The following is a 23,065-nucleotide window of genomic DNA, read 5'->3' on the forward strand; positions in this document are numbered from 1 at the left end:
GTGAGCGCCTGTCGGGAAGGAGCCATGGCAGCGTTTCGCGTCTTCGGTGTCTCGCTACTGGTGACCGCCCTGGCCCTCGTCGCGGGATATGCACACGGCGGGCTCAACGCCCTCTTCCTGCTGGTGGCGTTGGCCGTGCTCGAGGTGTCCCTCTCGTTCGACAACGCCATCATCAACGCCGCGGTACTGCAGCGGCTGAGCCGGTTCTGGCGGCAGATGTTTCTGACCGTCGGGATCCTCATCGCGGTCTTCGGTATGCGGCTGGTGTTTCCGCTGTTGCTGGTCTGGGCGACCGCCGGCGTCGAGCCCGTTCGCGCTTTCGAGCTGGCGCTCAATCCGCCGCCGCACGGGGCACTGGAATTCCCCGACGGTTCACCCAGCTACGAGAAGCTGGTCGTCGCGGCGCACCCGCAGATTGCCGCCTTCGGCGGGATCTTCCTGTTGATGCTGTTTTTGGATTTCGTCGTCCAGGACCGAGAGATCAAGTGGCTCAAGTGGATTGAGATACCGTTTGCCCGCATTGGTCGGCTTGGTCAGGTGTCGGTGGCGGTGGCTGCCGTCGCGCTGGTGCTGGCCGGGACGATGTTGACGCACTCCACCGAGGAGCGCGCGACGGTGCTGACCGCCGGGCTGCTGGGGCTGGTGACCTATCTGGTTGTCAACGGGTTGAGCCGGGCGTTCCAGCCATTGGATGTCGAGGCGACGGGCGGGCCCGGCCTGGCTCTGGCGGCCGGCAAAGCGGGCCTGACGCTGTTCCTCTATCTCGAGGTCCTCGACGCCGCGTTCTCGTTCGACGGGGTCACCGGGGCCTTCGCGATCACCTCGGACCCGATCGTCATCGCGCTGGGTCTCGGGCTGGTGGGCTCGATGTTCGTCCGGTCGATCACCATCTACCTGGTGCAGCAGGATGCGCTGGACCGGTACGTCTACCTGGAGCATGGCGCGCACTGGGCGATCGGCGCGCTGTCGGTGATCATGCTGCTCTCCATAGAGCCGCACTTCGAGATCCCCGAAGTGTTCACCGCGTCGGTGGGCGTGGTCTTCATCGGGGCGGCGTTGGCGTGGAGCGTGCTGCGCAACCGGCGAATTGCCAAGGGCGCCTGAGGTTATGCCTCGATCTGCCCGGCGATACGTCGTTCGATGCTGGCCCGCGCCGGGGCGGGCAACACGATAAGGCCGTCGAGTTCCCTGCCGGCCCGGGCGTACGCGTTCTGGCGTTCCTCACGGGTGGCCGCTTCGTCCTGCGCCAGGTGCAGCAGGTTCTGGGCGCGCGCCATCCGCTGTTGTTCGTCTTCGGAGAAGTCGCTGCGGCGCCGCCGAATCGCCTCCGCCTCGGCGACCTCGAACGCGCTGATGTACTCGTGGACGGCGTTGCGATATTCGGATTGCGCGGCGCGATCGCCAGACAGGGCGTCGACGTCCTGCGGGCGGTCCGGGCGCAGCAGGTCCGCGTGCCGCTTCGCCTTGTGGAACGCGACGGTCAGCGGATCACGCATATCGGTCATCAGCGGGAAGTCCAGCGACTTGGCGATGTCGACTTCGTAGTCCAGCCAGCGGGCGTCGGCACGACCGTGTGCCTCAAGGAGTTTGGCGAGTTCGCGCCGCGAGGTCTCCTCGTTGTCCCGCGTCCGGCCGGAGGCTTGCGCGATGGCGATCTTGGCCTGCTGTTTAAGCCGGTACCGTTCCATCCGTCGCTCCGCGCGACGCTCGTTGGCGGCGGTCACCGCCCTGATGCCGGTGCCGATCGCACCCGCGAACGGGAAGATCAGCCACCAGAAGTTCGCGGCGAAATGCAGCACCGGGGTCACCTCGCCAGGATGCCACCGAGAATCGCGGAGTGGGGTGGGCGCGGTTACGCCAGCAGCGTTAGTGCCCCTCGGCTTTGAACCGCTCGATCGAGCGCTCAACTTCGGCTTCGGCTTCGGCCCGGCCGACCCAGTCGGCCGCCTTGACGTATTTGCCCGGCTCCAGAGCCTTGTATTGGGAGAAGAAGTGCTTGATGACGTCCAGTTCGTAGGCCGGGACGTCACCGATGTCCTGGATGTGATCCCACCGGTGGTCGCCGGCCGGAACGCACAACACCTTGGCGTCGCCGCCGGCCTCGTCGGTCATCTCGAACATGCCGACCGGACGTGCCTCCACCAGAACGCCGGGGAACAGTGGCTGCGGCAACAGCACTAGGGCGTCCAACGGGTCGCCGTCTTCGCCGAGGGTGTCCTCGATGAACCCGTAATCGGTCGGGTAGACCATCGACGTGTACAGGTAGCGATCAAGTTTCACCCGCCCCGTCTTGTGATCGACCTCGTACTTGTTCCGCTGGCCTTTGGGGATCTCAATGACCACGTCGAATTGCACTGCTCGGCTCCTTTGAAGAATCGGTCGGCCCGGTAGATCCGTTGCGTCGCGGGTTCACCCTAGCCGAGAGGTCAGAACGGGGAACGGTTCGGCAGAATGGGATCAAACAGTCAGGAGTTCCATGGGTCCTACTCGCCGGCGGAGATCCACCCAAGTGTTCGTCGGGTTAGCCGTGCTGGCGTTTATCGCCGCGGTGGTCGTGGCCGCGATGTTCTTCACGACGGGTATTCACGGCACTGCCGGCACGCGAGCCTCGGTACCCCCGCCGCGCCCGCCCGCGGTGAAGCCGGGAATGGTGCCCGTCACCGACACCGCCGAGACACCCAGCGCCCCCAGCCTGGCGGCCGTGTTGGGGCCCGCCGCCGCCGATCCCAACCTGGGCAGGCTGGGCGGGCGGATCACTGACGCCATCACCGGCAAGGAACTGTGGCAGGTCGCCGATGATCTGCCGCTCGTACCCGCGTCGACCAACAAAGTGCTCACTGCGGCCGCCGCGCTGCTGAGCCTGGACAGCCAGGCCAGGATCAGCACCCGGGTCGTGGCCGGTAGCCCGAACGCCCAGGGGCCCATCGTCCTGGTGGGCGCCGGGGATCCGACGCTGTCGGCGGCGCCGCCCGGCGTCGACACCTGGTACCGGGGTGCGCCCAGGATCAGCGACCTGGTCGAGCAGATCCACCGCAGCGGCATGACGCCGACCGCGGTGCAGGTGGACGTCTCGGCGTTCAGCGGCCCGACGCTGGCGCAGGGCTGGGATCCCACCGATGTCGACAACGGCGACATCGCACCGATCGAGTCGACGATGATCGACGCCGGACGCATCCAGCCGAGCACCGTCAACTCGAGACGATCGCGGACCCCGGCGCTGGACGCCGGGCGCGAGCTGGCCAAGGCCCTCGGCATGGATCCCGGGGCGGTGACGATCGCGACTGCACCGTCGGGGGCGCGGCAGCTGGCCGTGGTGCAGTCGGCGCCGTTGGTGGTGCGGCTGAACGAGATGATGGACCACTCCGACAACGTGTTGGCCGAATGCATCGCCCGTGAGGTGGCCGGCGCGACCAATCGGCCGCGAAGCTTCGCCGGCGCGGTCGACGCGGTGACCAACCGACTGGGCACCGCGCACATCGACACCACCGGTGCCGCGCTGCAGGATTCGAGCGGGCTGTCGGTCGACGACCGTCTGACCGCGAAGACCCTCGACGGCACGGTGCAGGCGGCCGCGGGGCCCGACCAGCCGTCGCTGCGGGCGCTGCTCGATCTGCTGCCGATCGCCGGTGGCAGCGGGACGCTGGCCGACCGCTTCCTCGACTCGGCCACCAACCAGGGCCCGGCCGGCTGGTTGCGGGCCAAGACGGGCTCGCTGACCGCCATCAATTCGCTGGTCGGCGTCGTCACCGACCGCAGCGGTCGCGTCCTGACCTTCGCGTTCATCTCCAATGCCGCCGGCCCAAACGGCCGCAATGCGATGGATGCCCTGGCCGGCAAGCTGTGGACTTGTGGTTGCTCATGACCACATCGGCTGACCTGACCATCGGTACCGCTGTCGACTGGCGCTTCGCGGCCACCGTCGGGCAGCGGCTGGCTCGGCCCGGCCCGCCGTCCAGCGACTACACCCGCCGCCAGGCGATCACGGAGCTGACGAGTTCGGCCGCGAAGGCCGAACCGCTGGTGCGCGACGTGACGGGGTTGGCCACCGAGGGAGCGATACCGGCGGCCCGCGTGGTCGATCGCGGCGAGTGGGTCGGCGCGGCGGCCGAGTCGATGCGGCTGATGATGAACGGCACCGAGAAGCCCCGCGGATTTCTCACCGGCCGCATCACCGGCGCCCAGACGGGTGCGGTGCTGGCGTTCGTGTCGTCGGGGATCCTCGGTCAATACGACCCGTTCGCCGCGGATCGCGAAGGTTGTCTGCTGCTGGTCTATCCGAATGTCATTGCCGTCGAGCGTCAGCTGCGTATCGCGCCCGCCGATTTCCGGTTGTGGGTGTGCCTGCACGAGGTGACCCACCGGGTGCAGTTCACCGCCAACCGCTGGCTGGCCGACTACATGTCGCAGGGGCTCGCGCTGCTGACCCGCGACGCCGGCGAGGACGTCGGGCAGGTGGCGGGCAGGCTCGCCGAGTATGTCCGTAACCGCGGGGTGGGGACGCCGGACGCGGACGGCAGCTCGCCGGGGATTCTGGGCGTGGTGCGCGCCGTGCAGTCCGAGCCGCAGCGCCAGGCCCTGGACCAGCTGCTGGTGCTGGGCACGCTGCTGGAGGGCCACGCCGATCATGTGATGGATGCGGTCGGGCCGATGGCGGTGCCGTCGGTCGCCCTCATCCGCCGTCGATTCGACGAGCGGCGCCAACGCAAGCAACCGCCGCTGCAGCGCCTCATGCGTGCCCTGCTGGGGCTGGACGCCAAGCTCATCCAGTACACCCGCGGCAAGGCGTTCGTCGACCACGTGGTGGGCCGGGTGGGAATGGAACGGTTCAACACCGTCTGGTCGGGCCCCGATACGTTGCCGCTGCCCGCCGAGATCGAAGACCCTCAGCGATGGATCGACCGGGTGCTGTAGGGCAGCTGCGCGCCGCTGTCGAGGCGTTCGCCAAGGCCCATCTGGACGTCGACGACCAATGGTGTGTTGCGCTGTCGGGCGGCCCGGATTCGTTGGCGTTGACGGCCGTCGCCGCGCAGCTGCGGCCCACCACCGCCTGCATCGTTGACCATGGCCTGCAGCCTGGGTCGGCGGCGGTCGCCGAAACCGCGCGCGCCCAAGCCTTCGCACTGGGATGCGTTGACGCACACGTGATTTGCGTGCAGGTGGGCAGCCCATTTGGTCCGAAGGGCGGGCCCGAGGCGGCGGCGCGGGCCGCCCGCTATGCGGCCCTGAGCGCCCACCGGCACGGGCCCGTGCTGTTGGCGCACACCCTCGACGACCAGGCCGAGACGGTGCTGCTGGGGCTGGGCCGTGGTTCCGGGGCGCGTTCGATCGCGGGGATGCGCCCGCACGATCCGCCGTGGTGCAGGCCGCTGCTGGGTGTTCGCCGGGCCACCACGCATGCCGCCTGCCGTGAGCTGGGTCTGACCCCGTGGCAGGACCCGCACAACAGCGACCCCCGCTTCACCCGTGCCCGGCTGCGCCTTGAGGTGCTGCCGCTGCTGGAGGACGTGCTGGGCGGCGGAGTTGCCGAAGCGCTGGCCCGCACTGCGACGGCACTGCGCGAGGACACCGAGCTGATCGACGCGCTGGCCGCCGCGGCCCTGCCGGAGGCGGACACGGGCGCTGGGTTGCGAGTCGAGGCGCTGGCCGGGTTGGCCGACCCGGTGCGGCGCCGGGTGATCCGCGGCTGGCTGCTGGCCGGCGGTGCGACCGGGCTCACTGACAAGCAGATCCGCGGGGTGGACACGCTGGTCACCGCGTGGCGCGGGCAGGGCGGAGTGGCGGTCGGCTCCGCGCTGCGGGGCGAGCGATTGTTCGCCGCGCGGCGCGACGGTGTGCTCTTTCTGCGCCGTGAGCCTGTGTAAACGCCAGGCCGCCGTTGGTGATTCGCGCGCTGGCGTGGCAATCTGTGGGCGTGGCCCAGATCCCCTCGGCGATCACCCCCGATCCGCCGCTGGAGCTGTACCCGGGGGACATCAAGTCGGTGCTGCTCACGACCGACCAGATTCAGGCCCGCATCGCCGAGCTCGGCGAGGAAATCGGCAACCACTATCGCGCCAGCGCCGCCGCGACGGGGCAGGATCTGCTGCTGATCACCGTGCTCAAGGGCGCGGTGATCTTCGTCACGGACCTGGCCCGCTCGATTCCCATGCCGACGCAGTTCGAATTCATGGCCGTCAGCTCCTACGGCTCTTCGACGTCGTCGTCGGGCGTGGTGCGAATCCTCAAGGACTTGGACCGCGACATCAACGATCGCGACGTGCTGATCGTTGAGGACGTCGTCGACTCCGGCCTGACCCTGTCCTGGCTGCTGCGCAATTTGAAAACCCGGCATCCGCGTTCGTTGCGGGTGTGCACGCTGCTTCGTAAGCCGGACGCGGTGCGCGCCAACGTCGAAATCTCTTACGTGGGCTTCGATATCCCCAACGAGTTCGTGGTCGGCTACGGCCTTGATTACGACGAGCGTTACCGCGACCTGTCCTACATCGGGACCCTCGACCCCAGGATTTACGAGGAGTAGCCGGCCGGACTCAGTCGAGCGTCCACACCGCCGCGCCCGGCTACGCCGCGCTTGCGATCGCCACTAGTCCAGCTCCCACACCGCCGTCACCGAGAAGCTCACCGTCTGCTGGCCGGGCTCTAGCGGGACCGCGGTCGGCATGGCCTTCGGCGGAGCCGCAGGCCCGCCTGCGGTAGGCGAAGCGCCGGTGGCCTCCGAGATGGACAGCACCTTGCCCAGGCGCAATCCGGCCAGCTGGGCGTACTGATCGGCCCGGTTCTTGGCGTCGTTGAAAGCCCGCGCGCGTGCGTCCTTGACAAGCTGCGAGTCGTCGGCGATGGAGTAGCTGACCGAATTGATCCGGGTCGCGTCGCCGCCGGTGCCGACGATCAGCGCCAGCATGCGTGACGCAGCGTCGGTCGGGTGGATCTTGATCTGGATGGCGTTGGTGGCCCGATAGCCGGTGATGATCGCGGTGCCGTTGGGTCCTGGATTGCTGTATTGCGGCTGCAGGGTGACCTCGGTGGTGCTGATGTCTTTGCGGTCCTGGCCCGCGCCGACGAGCGCGTTGATGACCGCCTGCTGACGGTCGTTGGTCTGGTTCATCGCGGCCGTGACATCGGTAGCGGTGAATTCGATACCGACGTCGGCGGTCAGGGTATCCGGGACGCCCTGCACCTGACCCGATCCGAGCACGGTCACCTGCCGCGGATTCGCTCCCGGTGCCGGCGTCGAATTGTGCTTGTCGCACCCCGCCATGGCGGCCGTGGCCAGGCCGGTCGCGGCCAGCGCAATCGTCCAGCGAGCAAATCTTCGTGCGGTCGCCATGCCTGGCACCCTAGCGCGACCGGGGCCTCAGAAGGGAGGGTCGATCGGCAAGGATGCTGGGGCCGGTTCGTCGGGAGTCCAATCCGCAGGTAGTTCTTCCGGCTCCCGCGGATCATTGATCCAGGTGCAGAACGGGCTGGTGCTCGGTGCGTCCTTGAAGGCAAACAGCATGTCGCGCATGTGGTTTCGGAACTGTCGTGCTTTGATTTCCTGCCGACGCGCTTCTTTGCGTCCGGTTATGCTTGCGCGCCTGCGTAATTCGAGAGCTTCGCTGCTTCGGCCTGCTGCGCCTGCTGGGTGTCGGCGCGGCGCATGCGGGCGCGTGACGGCGGAAAGAGATCCGCACCGGCCGGTGAGGTCCGATAGGTTCGCCCGGTGGGGGACGTCCAGATGACGGTGCCGTCGAGCAGTTGAGTATCTTGCCATCCACTGTGGAAAGTCTTGAGTCGATGATGTTGTCGGCAAAGGCATTTGAGGTTGCCCATGACCGTGATCCCACCGTGCCCTAAATCTCGGCCATCCCGTCGTCGAGGGCGTTGATTCCGATGTGCCGGTCGTCCTCGGCGGCAACCCGGCGCTCGCGGGCGGCGTCGGGGTCCGTGGCGCGCGCGGTGGCATCGACGGCGTTGACGATCCGCAGCTTCGACCAGCCGTGCCAGTTGCCGGTGCGCGTTGCCAGCGACTGGTCGACCTTCGCGCTCAGCTTGTCGTCAGAGAGCGAATCAGTGCGGCTGAGGATCAACCGTACTGTCCGCCAATCGGTTCGACCCTCGGCCCTCGCCCCGTTCTTCCTCGGCCACCCGATACCGCAGCAATGCCGCACCGCCGCCATGCGGCGAGCCGTCAACATCGACTCCTGCCGATGCAGGGACTCGGCAACCGCCACCGGAGCGGCGGGGTCAGGTTCGCACTCGAATATACATTCGATGCTAGACGAAACGTCCGACAGGTCGAACGGCCGCGTTGTCGGTGGTGGATAACTGGCGGGGCGAGGCGCATCGTGCACAGTCGTCCATCAGTTCTTTGATCACGGTCACGGCAGCCGAGTCTGCGCCGACGAACAGCGCCGACTTGCAAACTTTGACGAAACAGGTGGCCCGGCCCGACAGCGGCGAGCTGGTCAGGGTGGTGGGCGATAGCCGGGTTACCGCAAGAAGTGTTTCGTCAGCAGGCAGGGCGGCGCAGATGTCGCCATAGTTCAGTGAGGTGACGGCATCACACGAGCAGCCGAGGACCTCGGTGAACGCTGCGTTGGCGAACAGGACCGCACCGTCGTCCGCTACGACCACGGCGGCTAGCGGGTGTTCCTCGAGCGCCCGGAGGGCGGGGATTCGACGCCATTCGACCCGTGGGGAATCGATTGGCCGGCGCACAAAATCGCGCTGTGACGACAAAATGAACCCAACTGCTCGTGCGCTGCTTTTCCAACGCAGGGCGGTCCTAGATTCAGTGCCGAAGCACCGAGAAATCCAGTCGGCTGCGGCCGGACGGTTCGCAGTCGGACGGCGCTCTCCCCGCGATGATCATAAGCCTAAAGTTGCCCCTGGGGCGAGGTTGAAAGTACAAGCGGTGCAGCAGAACCAGCGTCCCGGCTTCCGGCCCAAGCTGGGGCCGTATCGAGCATGTTGAAACGTGATGCCGATTTCGTTGGCGCAGCTGGCCTTAGGGCGTGACGAGAATCTTGCAGTGCCGCTCGGGGTCGGCCAGGTCGTCGAACGCCGCGCCGACTCCGTCCAGGCCCACCTCACCGGTGATCATCGGCGCGACATCGATCTCGCCCTCGGCGAGCGCGCGCAGCGATTCGGCGAATTCCTCCGGGGTTTGCGCGAGCACGAATTGCACGTTGATCTCCTTGGCGATCGCGAAGAACGGGTGCACCTCATCGGGTTGCATGCACACCCCGGCGACCACCAGTCGGGTCCCCCACCGCGCCCGCCGCAAGACGTCATCGATGATCCCCGGCACCCCGACCGCTTCAAACACCACCCTGGCCTTGACGGAGTCGAACGGCGATCCCTGTGCCGGATCCAGCACCTGATGCGCGCCCATCGCGGTGGCGAGCTCGCGCCGCTTCGGTGAAAAGTCAGCAGCCACAATGCTTTCCACACCGCGGAGCCGGAGGGCGGCGATGATCGCGATACCGATCGGGCCGCACCCGATCACCAGCGCCGTTTCGCCGCGCTCGATGTTGGACTTGTTGACGGCATGCAACCCCACCGACATGGGTTCGGTCAGGGCGGCATGCCTGGGGTCGAGCCCATTGGGAATGGGCAGCAGCAGGGGAGCGGAAAGCAGGATCCGCTCGGCGTAGCCGCCGAGTGTGCTGTTGCTGTAGACCATTGGATCGAATCCTTTGGCGGACAATAAGATCGGCAACGACGTCACCATGGTTCCGGCCGGATGGGTGTCGGTGTCGGGGCCGGCTTCGAGGATCTCGGCGCTGAATTCGTGGCCCATGAAGATGTCGCGACTCAGGTCGACGTCCATGGCACCGGCCGCGCCGGCCGCCTCGGCCGTCATCTTCAGCACCTGGGACCCATGGGCGGCGAAATGCAAGTCGGAGCCACAGATTCCACACGATCGCACGGCAACCAGGACCTGACCGGGTCCGGGCACCGGGTCCGCCACGTCATCCCGGTAGACCATCCGGCCGTCACGTAATACCGAGGCCCGCATTACTTCACCCCGCCCTTCTCGTCGACGTGCTGCGTGATGGCCGCCACCACGGCCTCACCCGCGCGTCCGATCAGTTGATCGCGATGACTTCGCGCCCACTCATGCGACGAGCGCGCCGCTTCCAGTTGTCCCTTGAAATGTGGAATCACCTTGCGGGCCAACAGGTCATAGCAATGATAGGTCGCCTCCGGCGAGGCCCAGTCATGGCCGAGCATCAGCAGCGTCCCGAATCCACCCGAGCGCTCGAGCAGGTCTTCGATGTGCGCGATCGCATCGTCGGGTGTGCCGATGCAGCAGTTCCCCGCGGCCGCATAGTTTTCCACGAACTCGTACGGCGTCTGCGTGTCGTCGATGGTGTTGGCCAGCGGGACGAATCCGGCCGCACCGAAGTAATTGGCGAAATCTTGCAGGCCGTAGGTGCAGTCGCTGATCGCCTGCTCGCGGGTGTCTGCGACATGCATGATGCTCAGCACCCGCCAATCGGCCCGGTCCGGCTCGCCGCGGCGGGCTTTGGCGGCCTGTTCGCGCACGATGTCCCAGGTGGTTTCCAGGGCGGCGAAGCCACCGGGGACCGACATCGACAGCGACAGCAACGACGTGCCCAAGGAGCCCGCCAGTCGCGGGCCGGACGGGGAGATCATTGCGGCCGTGGCAATTTCCGGATACGGCGAGGTGTAGGGGCGGATATGCAATTGCGCGTCGCGCAGGGTGAACCAGTCGGAGTGCCGGTCGATGCGCTCGGTGGCGCCGGCGCGGAACAGCGCCAGGATCGCCTCGAGCGACTCCTGCATCATCCGCCGCTGCTCGACCGGGTCGATGCCCATCATGTAAGCGTCCGACGGCAGCGCACCGGGGCCGGTCCCGAACATGACTCTGCCGCGGGTCAGGTGGTCCAGCAGCACCCAGCGATCGGCCACCATCAGCGGATGGTGATACGGCAGCGAGACCACGCCGGTGCCCAGCCGGATGTGCTTGGTCCGCTCCGCGGCGGCCGCGATGAACACCTCCGGGCAGGCGATCAACTCGTAGCCGCCGGAGTGGTGTTCGCCGAACCAGGCTTCGTCGAAGCCCAGGCGGTCCAGTGCCACGACCCGCTCCATGTCGTATTCCAGTGCCACGGTGGGGGATTGGCCGACCGGATGGAAGGGCGTGATAAAAACGCCGAACCGAAGGCTCATCGCAGCTCCAAACCTTTGAGGAAGTCCAGCAAGGCCGCATTCACCTCGTCGGGCCGCTCCTGTTGCAACCAGTGGCCCGCGCCGTCGATCATCACTTGACGGTACGGTCCGCTGATCACCTCGGACGAGCGGTCGGCGCGGGTGAAGGTCAGCACCGGATCGGCTGTGCCTCCGATGAACAAGCACGGCACCGAGATCTTGGCGTCGGCGAGTTCCGCGGTGTTCTCCCAGTTGCGGTCGAGGTTGCGGTACCAGTTGAGGCCGCCGGTGAACCCGGTGCGGGAGAACTCGCCGATGTAGTGGTCGATCTCGTCTTGGCTGATCCAATCCGGCAGAGCGTCCGGCTCGGGGAGACGCTCGATGAAGCCCTCCGGGCCGGGGGCCACCATCCGCAGCGCGGCGCTCTGGTCGTCGGAGAGCCGCAGGCCGCCCATCATGCGGCGGATGGTGCGGGCGGTGTCGCCGCCGAGTTCGGCATCGGCGACCCCCGGCTCCTGAAAGTAGAGCATGTAGAAGAAGTTGTCCCCGAACGTCTTTCGGAACGCCGCTGTCGGTGCCACCTTGGCGCGGGGCAGCGCCGGGACGCTCATGCCCACGACCGCCGCGACCCGGTCGGGATGCAGCAGCGGCGCATGCCATGCCACCGGAGCGCCCCAGTCGTGGCCGATCCAGACGGCGCGCTGGGCTCCGACATCGTCGAGCAGCCCGACGATGTCGGCGGTCAATTCGTGGATGGTGTAGGCGTCAATCGCATCGGGACGAGACGAACCGCCGTAGCCGCGCTGATCGGGTGCCAGCACGTGGTAGCCGGCCTCGGCGAGAACCGGGATTTGGTGACGCCATGAGTAGGCCAGTTCCGGAAAGCCGTGAGTCAGGACCACCACGGGGGCGTCGCGGTCTCCGGCCTCGATCACCCGCAATTGCACGCCGTTGGTGTCGACTAACCGTTCGGTTGATGTGGGCCTGGACAAGGGCATGTCTCACCAAATCACAGCGACCGCGGGGTGAGAAGGGCTCTGCCTGATTGGAATTACCGGTTAGATTTCGCAGGGGTGCGAACGGTACTCAACAATTCGTGAAGGCAGGGCCGATGCGGTTGGACCACGTGGTGCTGTGGACGAAGGATCCACGGGCGGCGGTGGACTTCTACTCCCGCGTGGTCGGTCTTGCTCCGCTTCGCTACAGCGAGTTCGAGACCGGCGACGCGCCCTTCCCGAGCGTGCGCGTGTCGCAAGACTCGGTCATCGACCTGATGCCGCTGGATGGTCGGGATGGCCATCCGGTCAATCACATCTGCCTGGCCCTGTCCAAGTCCGAATACGACGCATTGGATGAGCGTCTGCGGGCCGAAGGCGTGGACACCAGCACGCGGCTGACCAATAGCTACGGGGCCCAAGGGTGGGCGGCGCAGACGTTTTACTTCGCCGATCCGGACGGCAATGTGGTCGAAGCTCGCTACTACGACTGACTCCCTCGCACTCCCTGGCGCCGCGCGGGAACTGTCGCTCGTTGTCTGGACAGGACGATGGTGGGCTGCTGGGCCTGGATAGGCCGTACTGGCGATCACCAGTAGCGGTAGCCTGGACTTTTGCAGCTGCGTGTATCGGGGAAGGACCTGGCCGGCAAGGCCGATGATTGATGAACCGGAAAAACGTGATTCGCACGGTCACGGCGATCGCTGTCGTGGTGCTGCTGGGCTGGTCGTTCTTTTACTTCAGCGACGACACCCGCGGCTTCAAGCCCGTTGACACCTCGGTGGCGATGTCGCAGATCAACGGCGGCAACGTCAAGAGTGCGCAGATCGATGACCGCGAACAGCAGCTGCGCCTGACCCTGAACAAGGGCAACGGAGACACCGACAACTCCGACAAGATCATCACCAAGTACCCGAACGGCTATGCCGTCGACCTGTTCAACGCGCTCACGGCCAAGAACGCCAAGGTCAGCACCGTCGTCAACGAGGGCAGCATCCTGGGCGAGCTGCTGGTGTACGTGCTGCCGCTGCTGCTGCTGGTCGGCCTGTTCGTGATGTTCTCGCGGATGCAGGGCGGCGCCCGGATGGGCTTCGGATTCGGCAAGTCGCGGGCCAAGCAACTGTCCAAGGACATGCCCAAAACCACCTTCGCTGACGTCGCCGGCGTCGACGAGGCGGTCGAGGAGCTTTACGAGATCAAAGACTTCCTGCAGAACCCGAGCAGGTACCAGGCCCTGGGCGCCAAGATTCCCAAGGGCGTGCTGCTCTACGGGCCACCCGGAACCGGCAAGACGCTGCTGGCCCGGGCGGTGGCCGGTGAAGCCGGGGTGCCGTTCTTCACCATCTCCGGGTCCGACTTCGTCGAGATGTTCGTCGGTGTGGGCGCCTCGCGGGTGCGCGACCTGTTCGAGCAGGCCAAGCAGAACAGCCCGTGCATCATCTTCGTCGACGAGATCGACGCGGTCGGCCGCCAGCGCGGCGCCGGCCTGGGCGGCGGCCACGACGAGCGCGAGCAGACGCTGAACCAGTTGCTGGTCGAGATGGACGGTTTCGGTGAACGCGCCGGGGTCATCCTGATCGCCGCAACCAACCGGCCCGACATCCTGGACCCGGCGCTGCTGCGGCCCGGCCGCTTCGACCGGCAAATCCCGGTGTCCAACCCCGACCTGGCTGGGCGCCGCGCGGTGTTGCGGGTGCATTCCAAGGGCAAGCCCATCGCCGAAGACGCCGATCTCGACGGACTGGCCAAGCGGACCGTCGGCATGACCGGCGCCGACCTGGCCAACGTCATCAACGAATCGGCGCTGCTGACCGCCCGGGAGAACGGCACCGTGATCACCGGCGCCGCGCTGGAGGAAGCAGTGGACCGGGTGATCGGGGGCCCGCGCCGCAAGGGCCGGATCATCAGCGAGCACGAGAAGAAGATCACCGCCTACCACGAGGGCGGTCACACCTTGGCGGCCTGGGCGATGCCGGACATCGACCCTGTCTACAAGGTGACGATCCTGGCCCGCGGCCGCACCGGCGGGCACGCGGTCGCGGTGCCCGAGGATGACAAGGGCCTGCGGACCCGCTCGGAGATGATCGCGCAACTGGTGTTCGCGATGGGCGGGCGCGCCGCCGAGGAACTGGTGTTTCGCGAGCCGACCACCGGGGCGGTGTCCGATATTGAGCAGGCCACCAAGATCGCCCGCGCGATGGTCACCGAGTACGGCATGAGTTCCAAGCTGGGCGCGGTCAAATACGGCACCGAACACGGCGACCCGTTCCTGGGCCGCACCATGGGCAACCAGGCCGATTACTCGCACGAAGTTGCCCGTGACATCGACGATGAGGTCCGCAAGCTGATCGAGGCCGCACACACCGAGGCGTGGGAGATCCTCACCGAATACCGGGATGTGCTGGATACGTTGGCCGGCGAGTTGCTGGAAAAAGAAACCCTGCACCGAGCCGAACTCCAAGCGATCTTCGGCGACGTCGAAAAGCGGCCTCGCCTGACCATGTTCGACGATTTCGGTGGCCGCATCCCGTCCGACAAGCCGCCGATCAAGACGCCCGGTGAGCTGGCGATCGAGCGCGGTGAGCCCTGGCCCCCGCCGGTGGTCGAGCCGGCCTTCAAGGCGGCTATCGCGGCGGCGAGTCAGGCCGCCGAGGCCGCGCGGACCGAGGCTGACCGAAATTCCAATGGCGGCAACGGTTCTCACGGTGTTCAGGGTTCCGGTGATCAGCAGCGCTCCACTCAGCCCGATTACGGCGCCCCGGTCGGCTGGTATGCGCCGGGCTGGCCGCCCTCCCAACAGCAGCCCGGCCACTTTTATCCGCAGCCACAGCCACAGCCTCAGCAGCAGCCGTATTGGCCGCAGCCGGCACCGAATTATCCTGGCCAGCAAGGTCAGCCGGGTTATGCCGGCCAGCCGGGTTACGCGGGCCAGCAGCCTTATGCGGGCCAGCAGCCTTATCCAGGTCAGGGGCAGCCGCCTTACCCGCCCCCTCAGCCCAGCCCGGATACCGGAAAATCACCTGAGCACTCGGATGATGATGTGAGCCGGTCTAATCCGCCGGCCCGCGGCTGACGAAACGGAGGATTCGATGGCGCTGCCGGACACTGGCGTCTCGGCGGGGCGTGTACGGTCGTTTGACCAGCAGCGTGCCGAGGACGCAGTACGTGAGTTGCTGCACGCGATCGGTGAGGACCCCGACCGAAATGGCTTGCGCGACACCCCTGCTCGCGTCGCCCGCGCGTACCGCGAGATGTTCGCCGGGCTCTACACCGATCCCGACACCGTCTTGAACACCATGTTCGACGAAGACCACGACGAGATGGTGATCGTCAAGGAAATCCCGATGTACTCCACCTGCGAGCATCACCTGGTGTCGTTCCACGGGGTGGCCCACGTCGGCTACATCCCGGGCAAGGACGGCCGGGTCACCGGTCTGTCGAAGATCGCCCGGCTGGTGGACCTGTACGCCAAACGGCCGCAGGTGCAAGAGCGGCTAACAAGCCAGATCGCCGATGCCCTTGTGAACAAACTGGACCCGCGCGGGGTGATCGTGGTGGTCGAGGCCGAGCATCTGTGCATGGCCATGCGCGGTGTCCGCAAGCCGGGCGCCGTGACCACGACGTCGGCGGTGCGCGGTCAATTCAAGACGAGTGCCGCTTCCCGGTCCGAGGCGCTCGACCTGATCCTGCGTAAGTAGTTCATTGCCAGTGCAGGTTATGGGCGTTCTGAACGTCACCGACGATTCGTTCTCGGATGGGGGGCGGTACCTCGATTCGGACAGTGCCGTCGCGCACGGCTTGGCCATGGCCGCCGAGGGCGCGGCAATCGTGGACGTCGGCGGGGAGTCGACGCGGCCGGGTGCGGATCGGGTCGATCCCAGGGTCGAGGCGTCCCGCGTGGTCCCCGTCGTCAAAGAGCTTGCGGCGCAGGGCATTACCGTCAGCATCGACACCATGCACGCGGACGTCGCGCGGGCCGCGCTGCAGAGCGGAGCGCGAATCGTCAACGACGTCTCCGGCGGACGAGCCGACCCGGCGATGGCGCCACTGGTGGCCGAAGCCGGTGTGCCGTGGGTGTTGATGCACTGGCGGTCGGTGTCGTCCGATCAGCCGCATCACGCCCCGCACTATCGCGACGTGGTGGCCGAAGTGCGCGCCGAGCTGCTCGCCGGCGTCGACGACGCGGTTGCCGCGGGCGTCGACCCGGCCAAGCTGCTGATCGATCCCGGGCTGGGCTTCGCCAAGACGGGACAACACAATTGGGCGCTGCTGCATGCGCTACCGGAATTGGTCAATACCGGTGTCCCGGTGCTCCTGGGCGCTTCGCGGAAAAGATTCCTCGGTACGTTGTTGGCGGGACCGGATGGATCGCCGCGACCGCCCGACGGGCGCGAGACGGCGACGGCGGTGATTTCGGCAATGGCCGCGTTACACGGAGCTTGGGGGGTGCGGGTGCACGACGTGAGGGCCTCGGTCGACGCCCTCAAGGTGGTCGCGGCGTGGACGGACAGCGATGTGGCCGGACACGATGGCTGATCGAATCGAGTTGCGCGGCTTGACCGTTCACGGCCGGCACGGGGTCTTCGACCATGAGCGCGCCAACGGGCAGGACTTCGTCGTCGATATCACCGTGTGGATTGATCTGGCCGACGCGGCCGCCAGCGACGATCTGGCCGACACCTACGACTACGGCGCGCTGAGCGAGCGGGCCGCCGACATCATCGCGGGTCCGCCGCGGAACCTGATCGAAACGGTCGGAGCCGAGATTGCCGACTTTGTGATGGACGACGAACGTGTGCACGCCGTCGAGGTGGTGGTGCACAAGCCGCAGGCCCCGATCTCGCATCGCTTCGCTGATGTGGCGGTGGTGGTCCGGCGGTCGCGACGCGGCGGGCGCGGCTCGGTGATCCCGGCGAGCGGGTTGTCATGACGCGGGTTGTGCTATCCATCGGTTCGAATCTCGGCGACCGGCTGGCCCGGCTGCAGTCCGTCGTCGACGGGCTCGGCGACAAGGTCATCGCGGTTTCGCCGGTGTACGAGACCGACCCCTGGGGCCTCGTCGACCAGGCCCCGTTCCTCAATGCGGTGCTGATTGCCGACGACCCGGCGTTCGACGGTCAGGCGTGGCTGCGCCGGGCACAGGAGTTCGAGGAGGCCGCGGGCCGGGTTCGTGGCGAACGCTGGGGCCCGCGCAGTCTCGACGTCGACCTGATCGCCTGCTACGGCGACACCGAGATCATCTCCGTCGAGAACCATCTGACGCTGCCGCATCCGCTGGCCCATCTGCGTGCCTTCGTGATGATCCCGTGGCTGGCCATCGACCCGGACGCCCGGTTGACGATCGTCGGGGGACCGCAGCCCGTCGCTCGGCTGCTGGCGGAGCTGGAGCCGGCCGACAGGGACAGTGTCCAGCTGATCGACCAGGGACTCGAGCTGGAATCGAAGAACTGATGGGGCCGACCCGCAAGCGTGACCTGACGGGTGCGGTGGTCGGCGCCGCCTTCCTGAGCTATCTCCTGGTCATCGTGCTGTATCGGTGGTTCCCGCCGATCACGGTCTGGACTGGTCTGTCGCTGCTCGGTGTCGCCATCGCCGAGGCGCTGTGGGCGCGCTATGTCCGGACCAAGATCGGCGAGGGGCAAATCGGTGCCGGGCCCGGCTGGCTGCACCCGCTCGCGGTGGCGCGCAGCCTCATCGTCGCCAAGGCGTCGGCCTGGGTGGGGGCGCTGGTGCTGGGCTGGTGGGTCGGTGTCATGGTGTATTTCCTGCCGCGACGGTCCTGGTTGCGGGTCGCGGCGCAGGACACCACGGGAACGGTGGTGGCCGCCGTCAGCGCACTGGCACTCGTGGTTGCCGCGCTGTGGCTGCAGCATTGCTGCAAGTCTCCGCCGGATGCGACCGAGCACCCAGATGGGGCCGAAACGTAGCCACAATTGACCGCCGAATAAACCCAGGTGAGAATCGCCGGACTGGCGCGACACGCGGATTGACCTCGCTTAGGTACAGTCAGGCCATGACCGTTCTGTCCCGCGGCGCCCGGGTGCGGCGCGGCGGCCGCAGGCCGGGGTGGGTGCTCTTGACCGCGTTGCTGGTCCTCGCGATGGGGGCCAGTTGCGCGTTGGTTTTCACCAATCGGGTGGAACTTCTCAAGCTCGCTGTGATCCTGGCGCTGTGGGCCGCAGCCGCCGGTGCGTTCGTGTCGGTGGTGTACCGCCGGCAAAGCGATGCTGACCAGTCGCGGGTGCGCGACCTGAAGCTGGTGTACGACCTGCAGCTGGATCGGGAGATCTCGGCCCGCCGCGAGTACGAGCTGACCGTGGAGTCTCAGCTGCGCCGCGAGCTGGCCACCGAACTGCGTGCCCAGGCCGCCGACGACATCGCCGCCCTGCGGGCCGAGCTGGCGTCGCTGCGAACCAGCCTGGAAATCTTGTTCGACACCGACCTCGAACACCGCCCTGCGCTGGGGTCGATGGACAGCGAGACGCCGCCCACCCGGGCGTTCAGCGACTGGGATCGCAACGGCCAGAGCACGCCCGCGGACTGGGTATCCAGCGATCGGATCACGTCGGTCCGCCGGGAGGAGTCGCTCGGTAGCACCGATCCCAACACCGACGAATCCGCCATCATCGATGTGCCCGAGGAACCGCTGCTGCCGCCCCGCCCGCGCGAGCGGGTCCGATTCCACTACGAAGCCCCGCACGAGGCGTCTTACGTGCCACCTCCGGAGCCGTCGTACGCACCACCCCCAGAGGCGTCGTATGCGCCACCGCCGCAAGAGCCTTCGTATGCGCCGCCGCCCGAGCCTTCGTATGCGCCCGGACCGTTGCCGCCCCAGCCGGAGCCAGAGCCGCGCTTCGAGCCCCTCCACCGCACGCCGCCACCGGCACCATCCGCGCCGCCGGAACCGGAGCCGGTGCCGCAGAACTGGCGGCCGCTCGGCTCCGATGGGCAGTGGTTGCCCCCGGGGGCACGGGGCAGCAACTGGGCCGGCGACGATTCGCCCACCCCACCGCCCCCTTCGTCGGGCCGGCGCCGGCGTTCCCGCCACTCCAGCCCCGACGAGGTGGCGGACAGCGCGCCGCGAAGCCCGTCCACCGACTCCGACCTGTCCCCGCAGTACGGCGAGCCGGGACGGCGATCGCGCTCACGCCATTCGGCCGAGTACCGCGACTACGGCGTGCGGAACTTCGCCCCGGCCGACGGGGCCGCAGCACCGCCGCCTCCGCACGCCCCCGCCGCCGCTCCGCCCGCATCGCCGCCCCCCCCGCACCCGGCCCCGCCCGCTGACGCCTCGCCCCCGCCCCCCCCGGCCACGCCGCCGCCTGCCCAGCCCGCCCCGCGGCACCGCGGCGCGGGCGCGGCGCCGGAGGGGGGGGGCCGCCGCCGCACCCGGCGCCGCCTGCTGACGCGTCGCCGCCGCCCCGCCTGGCCACGCCGCCGCTTGCCGAGCCCGCACCGCGGCACCGCGGCGCGGACGCGTCGCCGGAGGAGTGGGACGGCGACCAGGACAACCCCCGCAGCGGCGGCCAGTCGGTTGCCGACCTGCTGGCGCGGTTGCAGGTCCAGCCATCCGGGGGTGGCCGCCGTCGTCGCCGTGAGGACTGAGCTGGGAGCTTCCTCACATTGGGCGCCGCCCCTCGATCGACTACAGTCTTATTGACCGAACGGTACCCACTGGGTGGGACCGGAACGAACAAGAAAGCATGTGAGGTCGCTGCGATGGTGCAGCTCGACGGTTTGCGCCCAGCCAGGCTCAAGGTGGGAATCATTTCTGCCGGCCGGGTGGGTACAGCGCTGGGCGTGGCGCTGGAACGCGCCGACCACGTCGTGGTCGCGTGCAGCGCCATCTCCCACGCGTCCCGGCAGCGGGCACAGCGCCGACTGCCCGACACCCCGGTGTTCCCGCCGCAGGACGTGGCCGCGGGCGCCGAGCTGCTGCTGCTGGCGGTTCCCGACAGCGAGCTGGCCGGCCTGGTTTCCGGGCTGGCCGCGACGGCGGCGGTGCGGCCCGGCACGATCGTCGCGCATACGTCCGGCGCCAACGGGATCGGCATTCTCGCGCCGCTGTCCGGGGACGGGTGCATACCGCTGGCGATTCACCCCGCGATGGCGTTCACCGGCTCCGACGAGGACATCAGCCGGCTGCCGGACGCCTGCTTCGGGATCACCGCCGCTGACGAGGTCGGCTACGCGATCGGGCAGTCGCTGGTCCTGGAAATGGGCGGCGAGCCGGTTCGCGTCCGCGAAGATGCCCGCGTCCTCTACCACGCCGCGCTGGCCCACGCCGGCAACCACATCGTCACGGTGCTCGCCGACGCGCTCGACGCGCTGCGGGCCGCACTGCGCGGCGACGAACTGCTCGGCCAGCAGCTCGTCGACGACCAGCCGGGCGGCCTCGCCGAGCGCGTCATCGGGCCGCTGGCCCGCGCTGCGCTGGAGAACACCCTGCAACGCGGCCCGGCCGCCCTCACCGGCCCGGTCGCCCGCGGCGACGCCGCCGCCGTCGCCGCGCATCTGGCCGCGCTGGCGCAGGCCGACCCGGAGCTGGCCCACGCCTACCGGGTGAACGCCCTGCGGACGGCCCAGCGCGCACATGCTCCCCAGGATGTCGTCGAGGTGCTGGCCCAATGAACTTCATGACGGCCCGGCCGCCGGTCTTCAAGCCCGGCGAACTCAACGTGTATTCCACGCCGACCGATGTCACCGGCGTCAGCCGCGCACTGCGCACCACCGGACGCCGGGTGATGCTGGTGCCCACCATGGGTGCGCTGCACGACGGGCACCTGGCCCTGGTCCGCGCCGCCAAACGGGTGCCCGGTTCGGTGGTCGCGGTCTCGATCTTCGTCAATCCGCTGCAGTTCGGTGCCGGAGAAGACCTCGACGCCTACCCCCGCACGCTCGACGCCGACGTGGAGCTGCTGCGTGGTGAGGGCGTCGAGATCGTGTTCGCACCCACCGCGTCGGCGATGTACCCGGACGGCCTGCGCACCACCGTGCATCCGGGCCCGCTGGCGGCCGAGCTCGAAGGTGCCGCTCGGCCAACACATTTCGCCGGTGTGCTGACCGTCGTGTGCAAACTGCTGCAGATCGTGCAACCCGACCGGATTTTCTTCGGCGAGAAGGACTACCAGCAGCTGGTCTTGATCCGGCAGATGGTCGCCGACTTGAACCTCGGCGTCGCGGTGATCGCGGTGCCGACCGTCCGGGAAAACGACGGGCTGGCCATGTCGTCGCGCAACCGGTACCTGGATCCCGCGCAGCGCGAACTGGCGGCGACGCTGTCGGCGGCGCTGCTGGCCGGTGCGCATTCGGGCCCGGCAGGCGAACAGGCCGCGCTGAACGCGGCACGCGCCGTGCTCGACGCGGTGCCCGCGATCGAGGTCGACTATCTCGAGCTGCGCGACGCGGACCTCGGTCCGCTGCGGGCGGACCGACCCGGACGCCTACTCATTGCCGCCCGGCTGGGCAGCACCAGACTGTTGGACAACATCGCGATCGACGTCGCAATCGCCGGCACCTCAGGGCCGGACGAAACCGCCCAATCACCTTGGAGGAATTGATGTTACGGACCATGCTCAAGTCCAAGATTCATCGTGCCACCGTCACCCAGGCCGACCTGCACTACGTCGGCTCGGTGACCATCGACGCCGACCTGATGGACGCGGCCGACCTGCTGGAGGGTGAACAGGTCACCATCGTGGACATCGACAACGGCGCCCGGCTCGTCACCTATGCGATCACCGGCGAGCGTGGCAGTGGCGTGATCGGAATCAACGGCGCCGCGGCACATCTGATCCACCCCGGCGATCTGGTGATCCTGATCGCCTACGGGACGATGGAGAACGCCGAAGCTCGTGCCTACCAGCCGCGGATCGTATTCGTCGATGCCGACAACAAGGCGATCGACCTCGGCCACGACCCGGCGCATGTGCCCGACGACGCGGCCGAGCTGATTAATCCCAGGATGGGGGCGCGGTAGTCGTGCTGCTGGCGATCGACGTCCGCAACACACACACCGTCGTCGGGTTGCTTTCCGGCGCCAAAGAGCAGGCAAAGGTCGTGCAGCAGTGGCGGATTCGCACCGAATCCGAGATCACCGCAGACGAACTGGCGCTGACCATCGACGGCCTCATCGGCGACGACTCCGAGCGGCTCACCGGAGCTGCCGCGCTGTCCACTGTCCCGTCGGTGTTGCACGAGGTGCGCCTCATGCTCGACCAGTACTGGCCGTCGGTGCCGCACGTGCTGATCGAACCGGGCGTTCGGACCGGCATCCCGCTGCTGGTCGACAATCCGAAGGAAGTCGGCGCCGACCGAATCGTCAACTGCCTGGCGGCATTTCATAAGTTCGGCAAGCCGGCGATCGTCGTCGACTTCGGATCGTCGATCTGCGTGGACGTGGTGTCGGCCAAGGGCGAATTTCTCGGCGGCGCCATCGCGCCGGGGATACAGGTGTCTTCGGATGCCGCCGCTGCCCGCTCGGCGGCGCTGCGCCGCGTCGAGCTGGCCCGGCCCCGCTCGGTGGTCGGCAAGAACACCGTCGAGTGCATGCAGGCGGGCGCGGTGTTCGGCTTCGCCGGTCTGGTCGACGGCATCGTCGGACGCATTCGTGAAGACGTCGACGGCTTTTCCGGCGACAACGTGGTGACCGTGGCCACCGGCCACACCGCGCCGCTGCTGCTGGCCGAGCTGCACACCGTCAGCCACTACGACCAGCACCTCACCCTGGACGGGCTGCGGCTGGTCTTCGAACGCAACCGAGACGTCCAGCGCGGCCGGCTGAAGACCGCACGCTGAATTCGTTCGCTTCGAGCGTGCGAATACGGCGTCGAGTGTGCGGCCACGGCGGTAATTCGGCCGGTTTCGCGCCGTCAGCGCACGCCCGACGCCACCAGCGCACACTCGACGCCACC

General features: G+C 67.9%; 24 protein-coding genes and 1 pseudogene. 17 read left to right on the forward strand and 8 right to left on the reverse strand.

Annotated features, from left to right (window positions below; translation table 11 throughout):
• Window positions 1–24 precede the first annotated feature (24 nt).
• Window positions 25–1,104, forward strand: coding sequence for a DUF475 domain-containing protein (locus MNAB215_RS11030; protein WP_077078896.1), 1,080 nt, complete (start codon window positions 25–27; stop codon window positions 1,102–1,104).
• A 2-nt stretch (window positions 1,105–1,106) separates the two neighbouring features.
• Here the strand turns inward: MNAB215_RS11030 and MNAB215_RS11035 are convergent, their stop codons facing one another.
• The gene (locus MNAB215_RS11035) at window positions 1,107–1,808 is read right to left on the reverse strand and encodes a hypothetical protein (RefSeq protein WP_077078897.1); all 702 of its coding nucleotides are present in this window, start codon (window positions 1,806–1,808) and stop codon (window positions 1,107–1,109) included.
• A 58-nt stretch (window positions 1,809–1,866) separates the two neighbouring features.
• Window positions 1,867–2,355, reverse strand: coding sequence for an inorganic diphosphatase (locus MNAB215_RS11040; RefSeq protein ID WP_077078898.1), 489 nt, complete (start codon window positions 2,353–2,355; stop codon window positions 1,867–1,869).
• Window positions 2,356–2,476: 121 nt separating this feature from the next.
• Between MNAB215_RS11040 and dacB the strand changes: the two genes are divergently transcribed.
• Genes dacB through hpt form a run of 4 tightly spaced genes read left to right on the forward strand, consistent with a single transcriptional unit; the run spans window position 2,477 to window position 6,517 of the window.
• The gene (dacB, locus tag MNAB215_RS11045; RefSeq protein WP_077078899.1) at window positions 2,477–3,862 is read left to right on the forward strand and encodes a D-alanyl-D-alanine carboxypeptidase/D-alanyl-D-alanine endopeptidase; all 1,386 of its coding nucleotides are present in this window, start codon (window positions 2,477–2,479) and stop codon (window positions 3,860–3,862) included.
• Window positions 3,859–4,911, forward strand: a complete 1,053-nt coding sequence (locus MNAB215_RS11050; protein ID WP_077078900.1) for a zinc-dependent metalloprotease — start codon at window positions 3,859–3,861, stop codon at window positions 4,909–4,911. The genes dacB and MNAB215_RS11050 overlap by 4 nt, the downstream gene beginning before the upstream one ends.
• A complete protein-coding gene (tilS, locus tag MNAB215_RS11055) occupies window positions 4,890–5,861 on the forward strand; it encodes a tRNA lysidine(34) synthetase TilS (RefSeq protein ID WP_077078901.1) in 972 nt (323 codons plus the stop codon). Before MNAB215_RS11050 ends, tilS begins: the two co-directional genes overlap by 22 nt.
• A 44-nt stretch (window positions 5,862–5,905) precedes the next feature.
• Entirely contained in the window at window positions 5,906–6,517 is a 612-nt protein-coding gene (gene hpt / locus MNAB215_RS11060) for a hypoxanthine phosphoribosyltransferase (protein WP_077078902.1), read from the forward strand.
• Between the two features lie 63 nt (window positions 6,518–6,580).
• Here the strand turns inward: hpt and MNAB215_RS11065 are convergent, their stop codons facing one another.
• The 6 genes and pseudogenes from MNAB215_RS11065 to MNAB215_RS11090 form a co-directional block, all read right to left on the reverse strand.
• Window positions 6,581–7,324 carry an SIMPL domain-containing protein gene (locus tag MNAB215_RS11065; RefSeq protein ID WP_077081926.1) on the reverse strand — a complete coding sequence of 248 codons (744 nt, stop codon included), beginning with the start codon at window positions 7,322–7,324 and terminating at the stop codon, window positions 6,581–6,583.
• 27 nt (window positions 7,325–7,351) lie between these two features.
• Window positions 7,352–8,243: pseudogene (locus MNAB215_RS11070) on the reverse strand (DUF222 domain-containing protein).
• Window positions 8,244–8,253: 10 nt separating this feature from the next.
• Entirely contained in the window at window positions 8,254–8,613 is a 360-nt protein-coding gene (locus MNAB215_RS29720) for a hypothetical protein (RefSeq protein ID WP_165691565.1), read from the reverse strand.
• A gap of 373 nt (window positions 8,614–8,986) precedes the next feature.
• Window positions 8,987–10,000 carry a zinc-binding dehydrogenase gene (locus MNAB215_RS11080; protein WP_077078904.1) on the reverse strand — a complete coding sequence of 338 codons (1,014 nt, stop codon included), beginning with the start codon at window positions 9,998–10,000 and terminating at the stop codon, window positions 8,987–8,989.
• Complete coding sequence (locus MNAB215_RS11085; RefSeq protein WP_077078905.1) at window positions 10,000–11,178, reverse strand: LLM class flavin-dependent oxidoreductase; 1,179 nt, start codon at window positions 11,176–11,178, stop codon at window positions 10,000–10,002. Before MNAB215_RS11085 ends, MNAB215_RS11080 begins: the two co-directional genes overlap by 1 nt.
• Complete coding sequence (locus MNAB215_RS11090) at window positions 11,175–12,155, reverse strand: alpha/beta fold hydrolase (RefSeq protein WP_077078906.1); 981 nt, start codon at window positions 12,153–12,155, stop codon at window positions 11,175–11,177. Before MNAB215_RS11090 ends, MNAB215_RS11085 begins: the two co-directional genes overlap by 4 nt.
• A 113-nt stretch (window positions 12,156–12,268) precedes the next feature.
• On the opposite strand from MNAB215_RS11090, the gene MNAB215_RS11095 reads away from it, so the two are divergent.
• The 12 genes from MNAB215_RS11095 to MNAB215_RS11150 all read left to right on the forward strand — a co-directional run bounded on the left by MNAB215_RS11095 (window position 12,269) and on the right by MNAB215_RS11150 (window position 22,949).
• On the forward strand, window positions 12,269–12,646 hold the full coding sequence (locus tag MNAB215_RS11095; protein WP_077078907.1) for a VOC family protein: 378 nt from the start codon (window positions 12,269–12,271) through the stop codon (window positions 12,644–12,646).
• A gap of 170 nt (window positions 12,647–12,816) precedes the next feature.
• Complete coding sequence (ftsH, locus tag MNAB215_RS11100; RefSeq protein ID WP_077078908.1) at window positions 12,817–15,225, forward strand: ATP-dependent zinc metalloprotease FtsH; 2,409 nt, start codon at window positions 12,817–12,819, stop codon at window positions 15,223–15,225.
• A gap of 16 nt (window positions 15,226–15,241) precedes the next feature.
• Window positions 15,242–15,850, forward strand: a complete 609-nt coding sequence (folE, locus tag MNAB215_RS11105) for a GTP cyclohydrolase I FolE (protein ID WP_077078909.1) — start codon at window positions 15,242–15,244, stop codon at window positions 15,848–15,850.
• Window positions 15,851–15,869: 19 nt separating this feature from the next.
• Window positions 15,870–16,688: a dihydropteroate synthase gene (gene folP / locus MNAB215_RS11110; protein ID WP_077078910.1), complete on the forward strand. Its 819-nt coding sequence runs from the start codon at window positions 15,870–15,872 to the stop codon at window positions 16,686–16,688.
• Window positions 16,681–17,082 (forward strand): dihydroneopterin aldolase, encoded by a 402-nt coding sequence (gene folB / locus MNAB215_RS11115; protein ID WP_077081927.1) that lies wholly within the window; start codon window positions 16,681–16,683, stop codon window positions 17,080–17,082. The genes folP and folB overlap by 8 nt, the downstream gene beginning before the upstream one ends.
• On the forward strand, window positions 17,079–17,603 hold the full coding sequence (folK, locus tag MNAB215_RS11120; protein WP_077078911.1) for a 2-amino-4-hydroxy-6-hydroxymethyldihydropteridine diphosphokinase: 525 nt from the start codon (window positions 17,079–17,081) through the stop codon (window positions 17,601–17,603). The genes folB and folK overlap by 4 nt, the downstream gene beginning before the upstream one ends.
• Window positions 17,603–18,079, forward strand: a complete 477-nt coding sequence (locus MNAB215_RS11125; RefSeq protein ID WP_077078912.1) for a DUF3180 domain-containing protein — start codon at window positions 17,603–17,605, stop codon at window positions 18,077–18,079. Before folK ends, MNAB215_RS11125 begins: the two co-directional genes overlap by 1 nt.
• 86 nt (window positions 18,080–18,165) lie before the next feature.
• Entirely contained in the window at window positions 18,166–19,812 is a 1,647-nt protein-coding gene (locus MNAB215_RS11130) for a DUF6779 domain-containing protein (protein WP_245830255.1), read from the forward strand.
• A gap of 59 nt (window positions 19,813–19,871) precedes the next feature.
• Window positions 19,872–20,783 carry a Rossmann-like and DUF2520 domain-containing protein gene (locus MNAB215_RS11135; RefSeq protein WP_077078913.1) on the forward strand — a complete coding sequence of 304 codons (912 nt, stop codon included), beginning with the start codon at window positions 19,872–19,874 and terminating at the stop codon, window positions 20,781–20,783.
• A gap of 5 nt (window positions 20,784–20,788) precedes the next feature.
• Window positions 20,789–21,712 (forward strand): pantoate--beta-alanine ligase, encoded by a 924-nt coding sequence (gene panC, locus MNAB215_RS11140; protein ID WP_077081928.1) that lies wholly within the window; start codon window positions 20,789–20,791, stop codon window positions 21,710–21,712.
• Window positions 21,712–22,131 carry an aspartate 1-decarboxylase gene (gene panD / locus MNAB215_RS11145; RefSeq protein WP_077078914.1) on the forward strand — a complete coding sequence of 140 codons (420 nt, stop codon included), beginning with the start codon at window positions 21,712–21,714 and terminating at the stop codon, window positions 22,129–22,131. Before panC ends, panD begins: the two co-directional genes overlap by 1 nt.
• A 2-nt stretch (window positions 22,132–22,133) precedes the next feature.
• A complete protein-coding gene (locus MNAB215_RS11150; RefSeq protein ID WP_077078915.1) occupies window positions 22,134–22,949 on the forward strand; it encodes a type III pantothenate kinase in 816 nt (271 codons plus the stop codon).
• Window positions 22,950–23,065: the final 116 nt, after the last annotated feature.

The organism is Mycobacterium numidiamassiliense, assembly GCF_900157365.1.
Classification (GTDB): Bacteria; Actinomycetota; Actinomycetes; order Mycobacteriales; family Mycobacteriaceae; genus Mycobacterium; species Mycobacterium numidiamassiliense.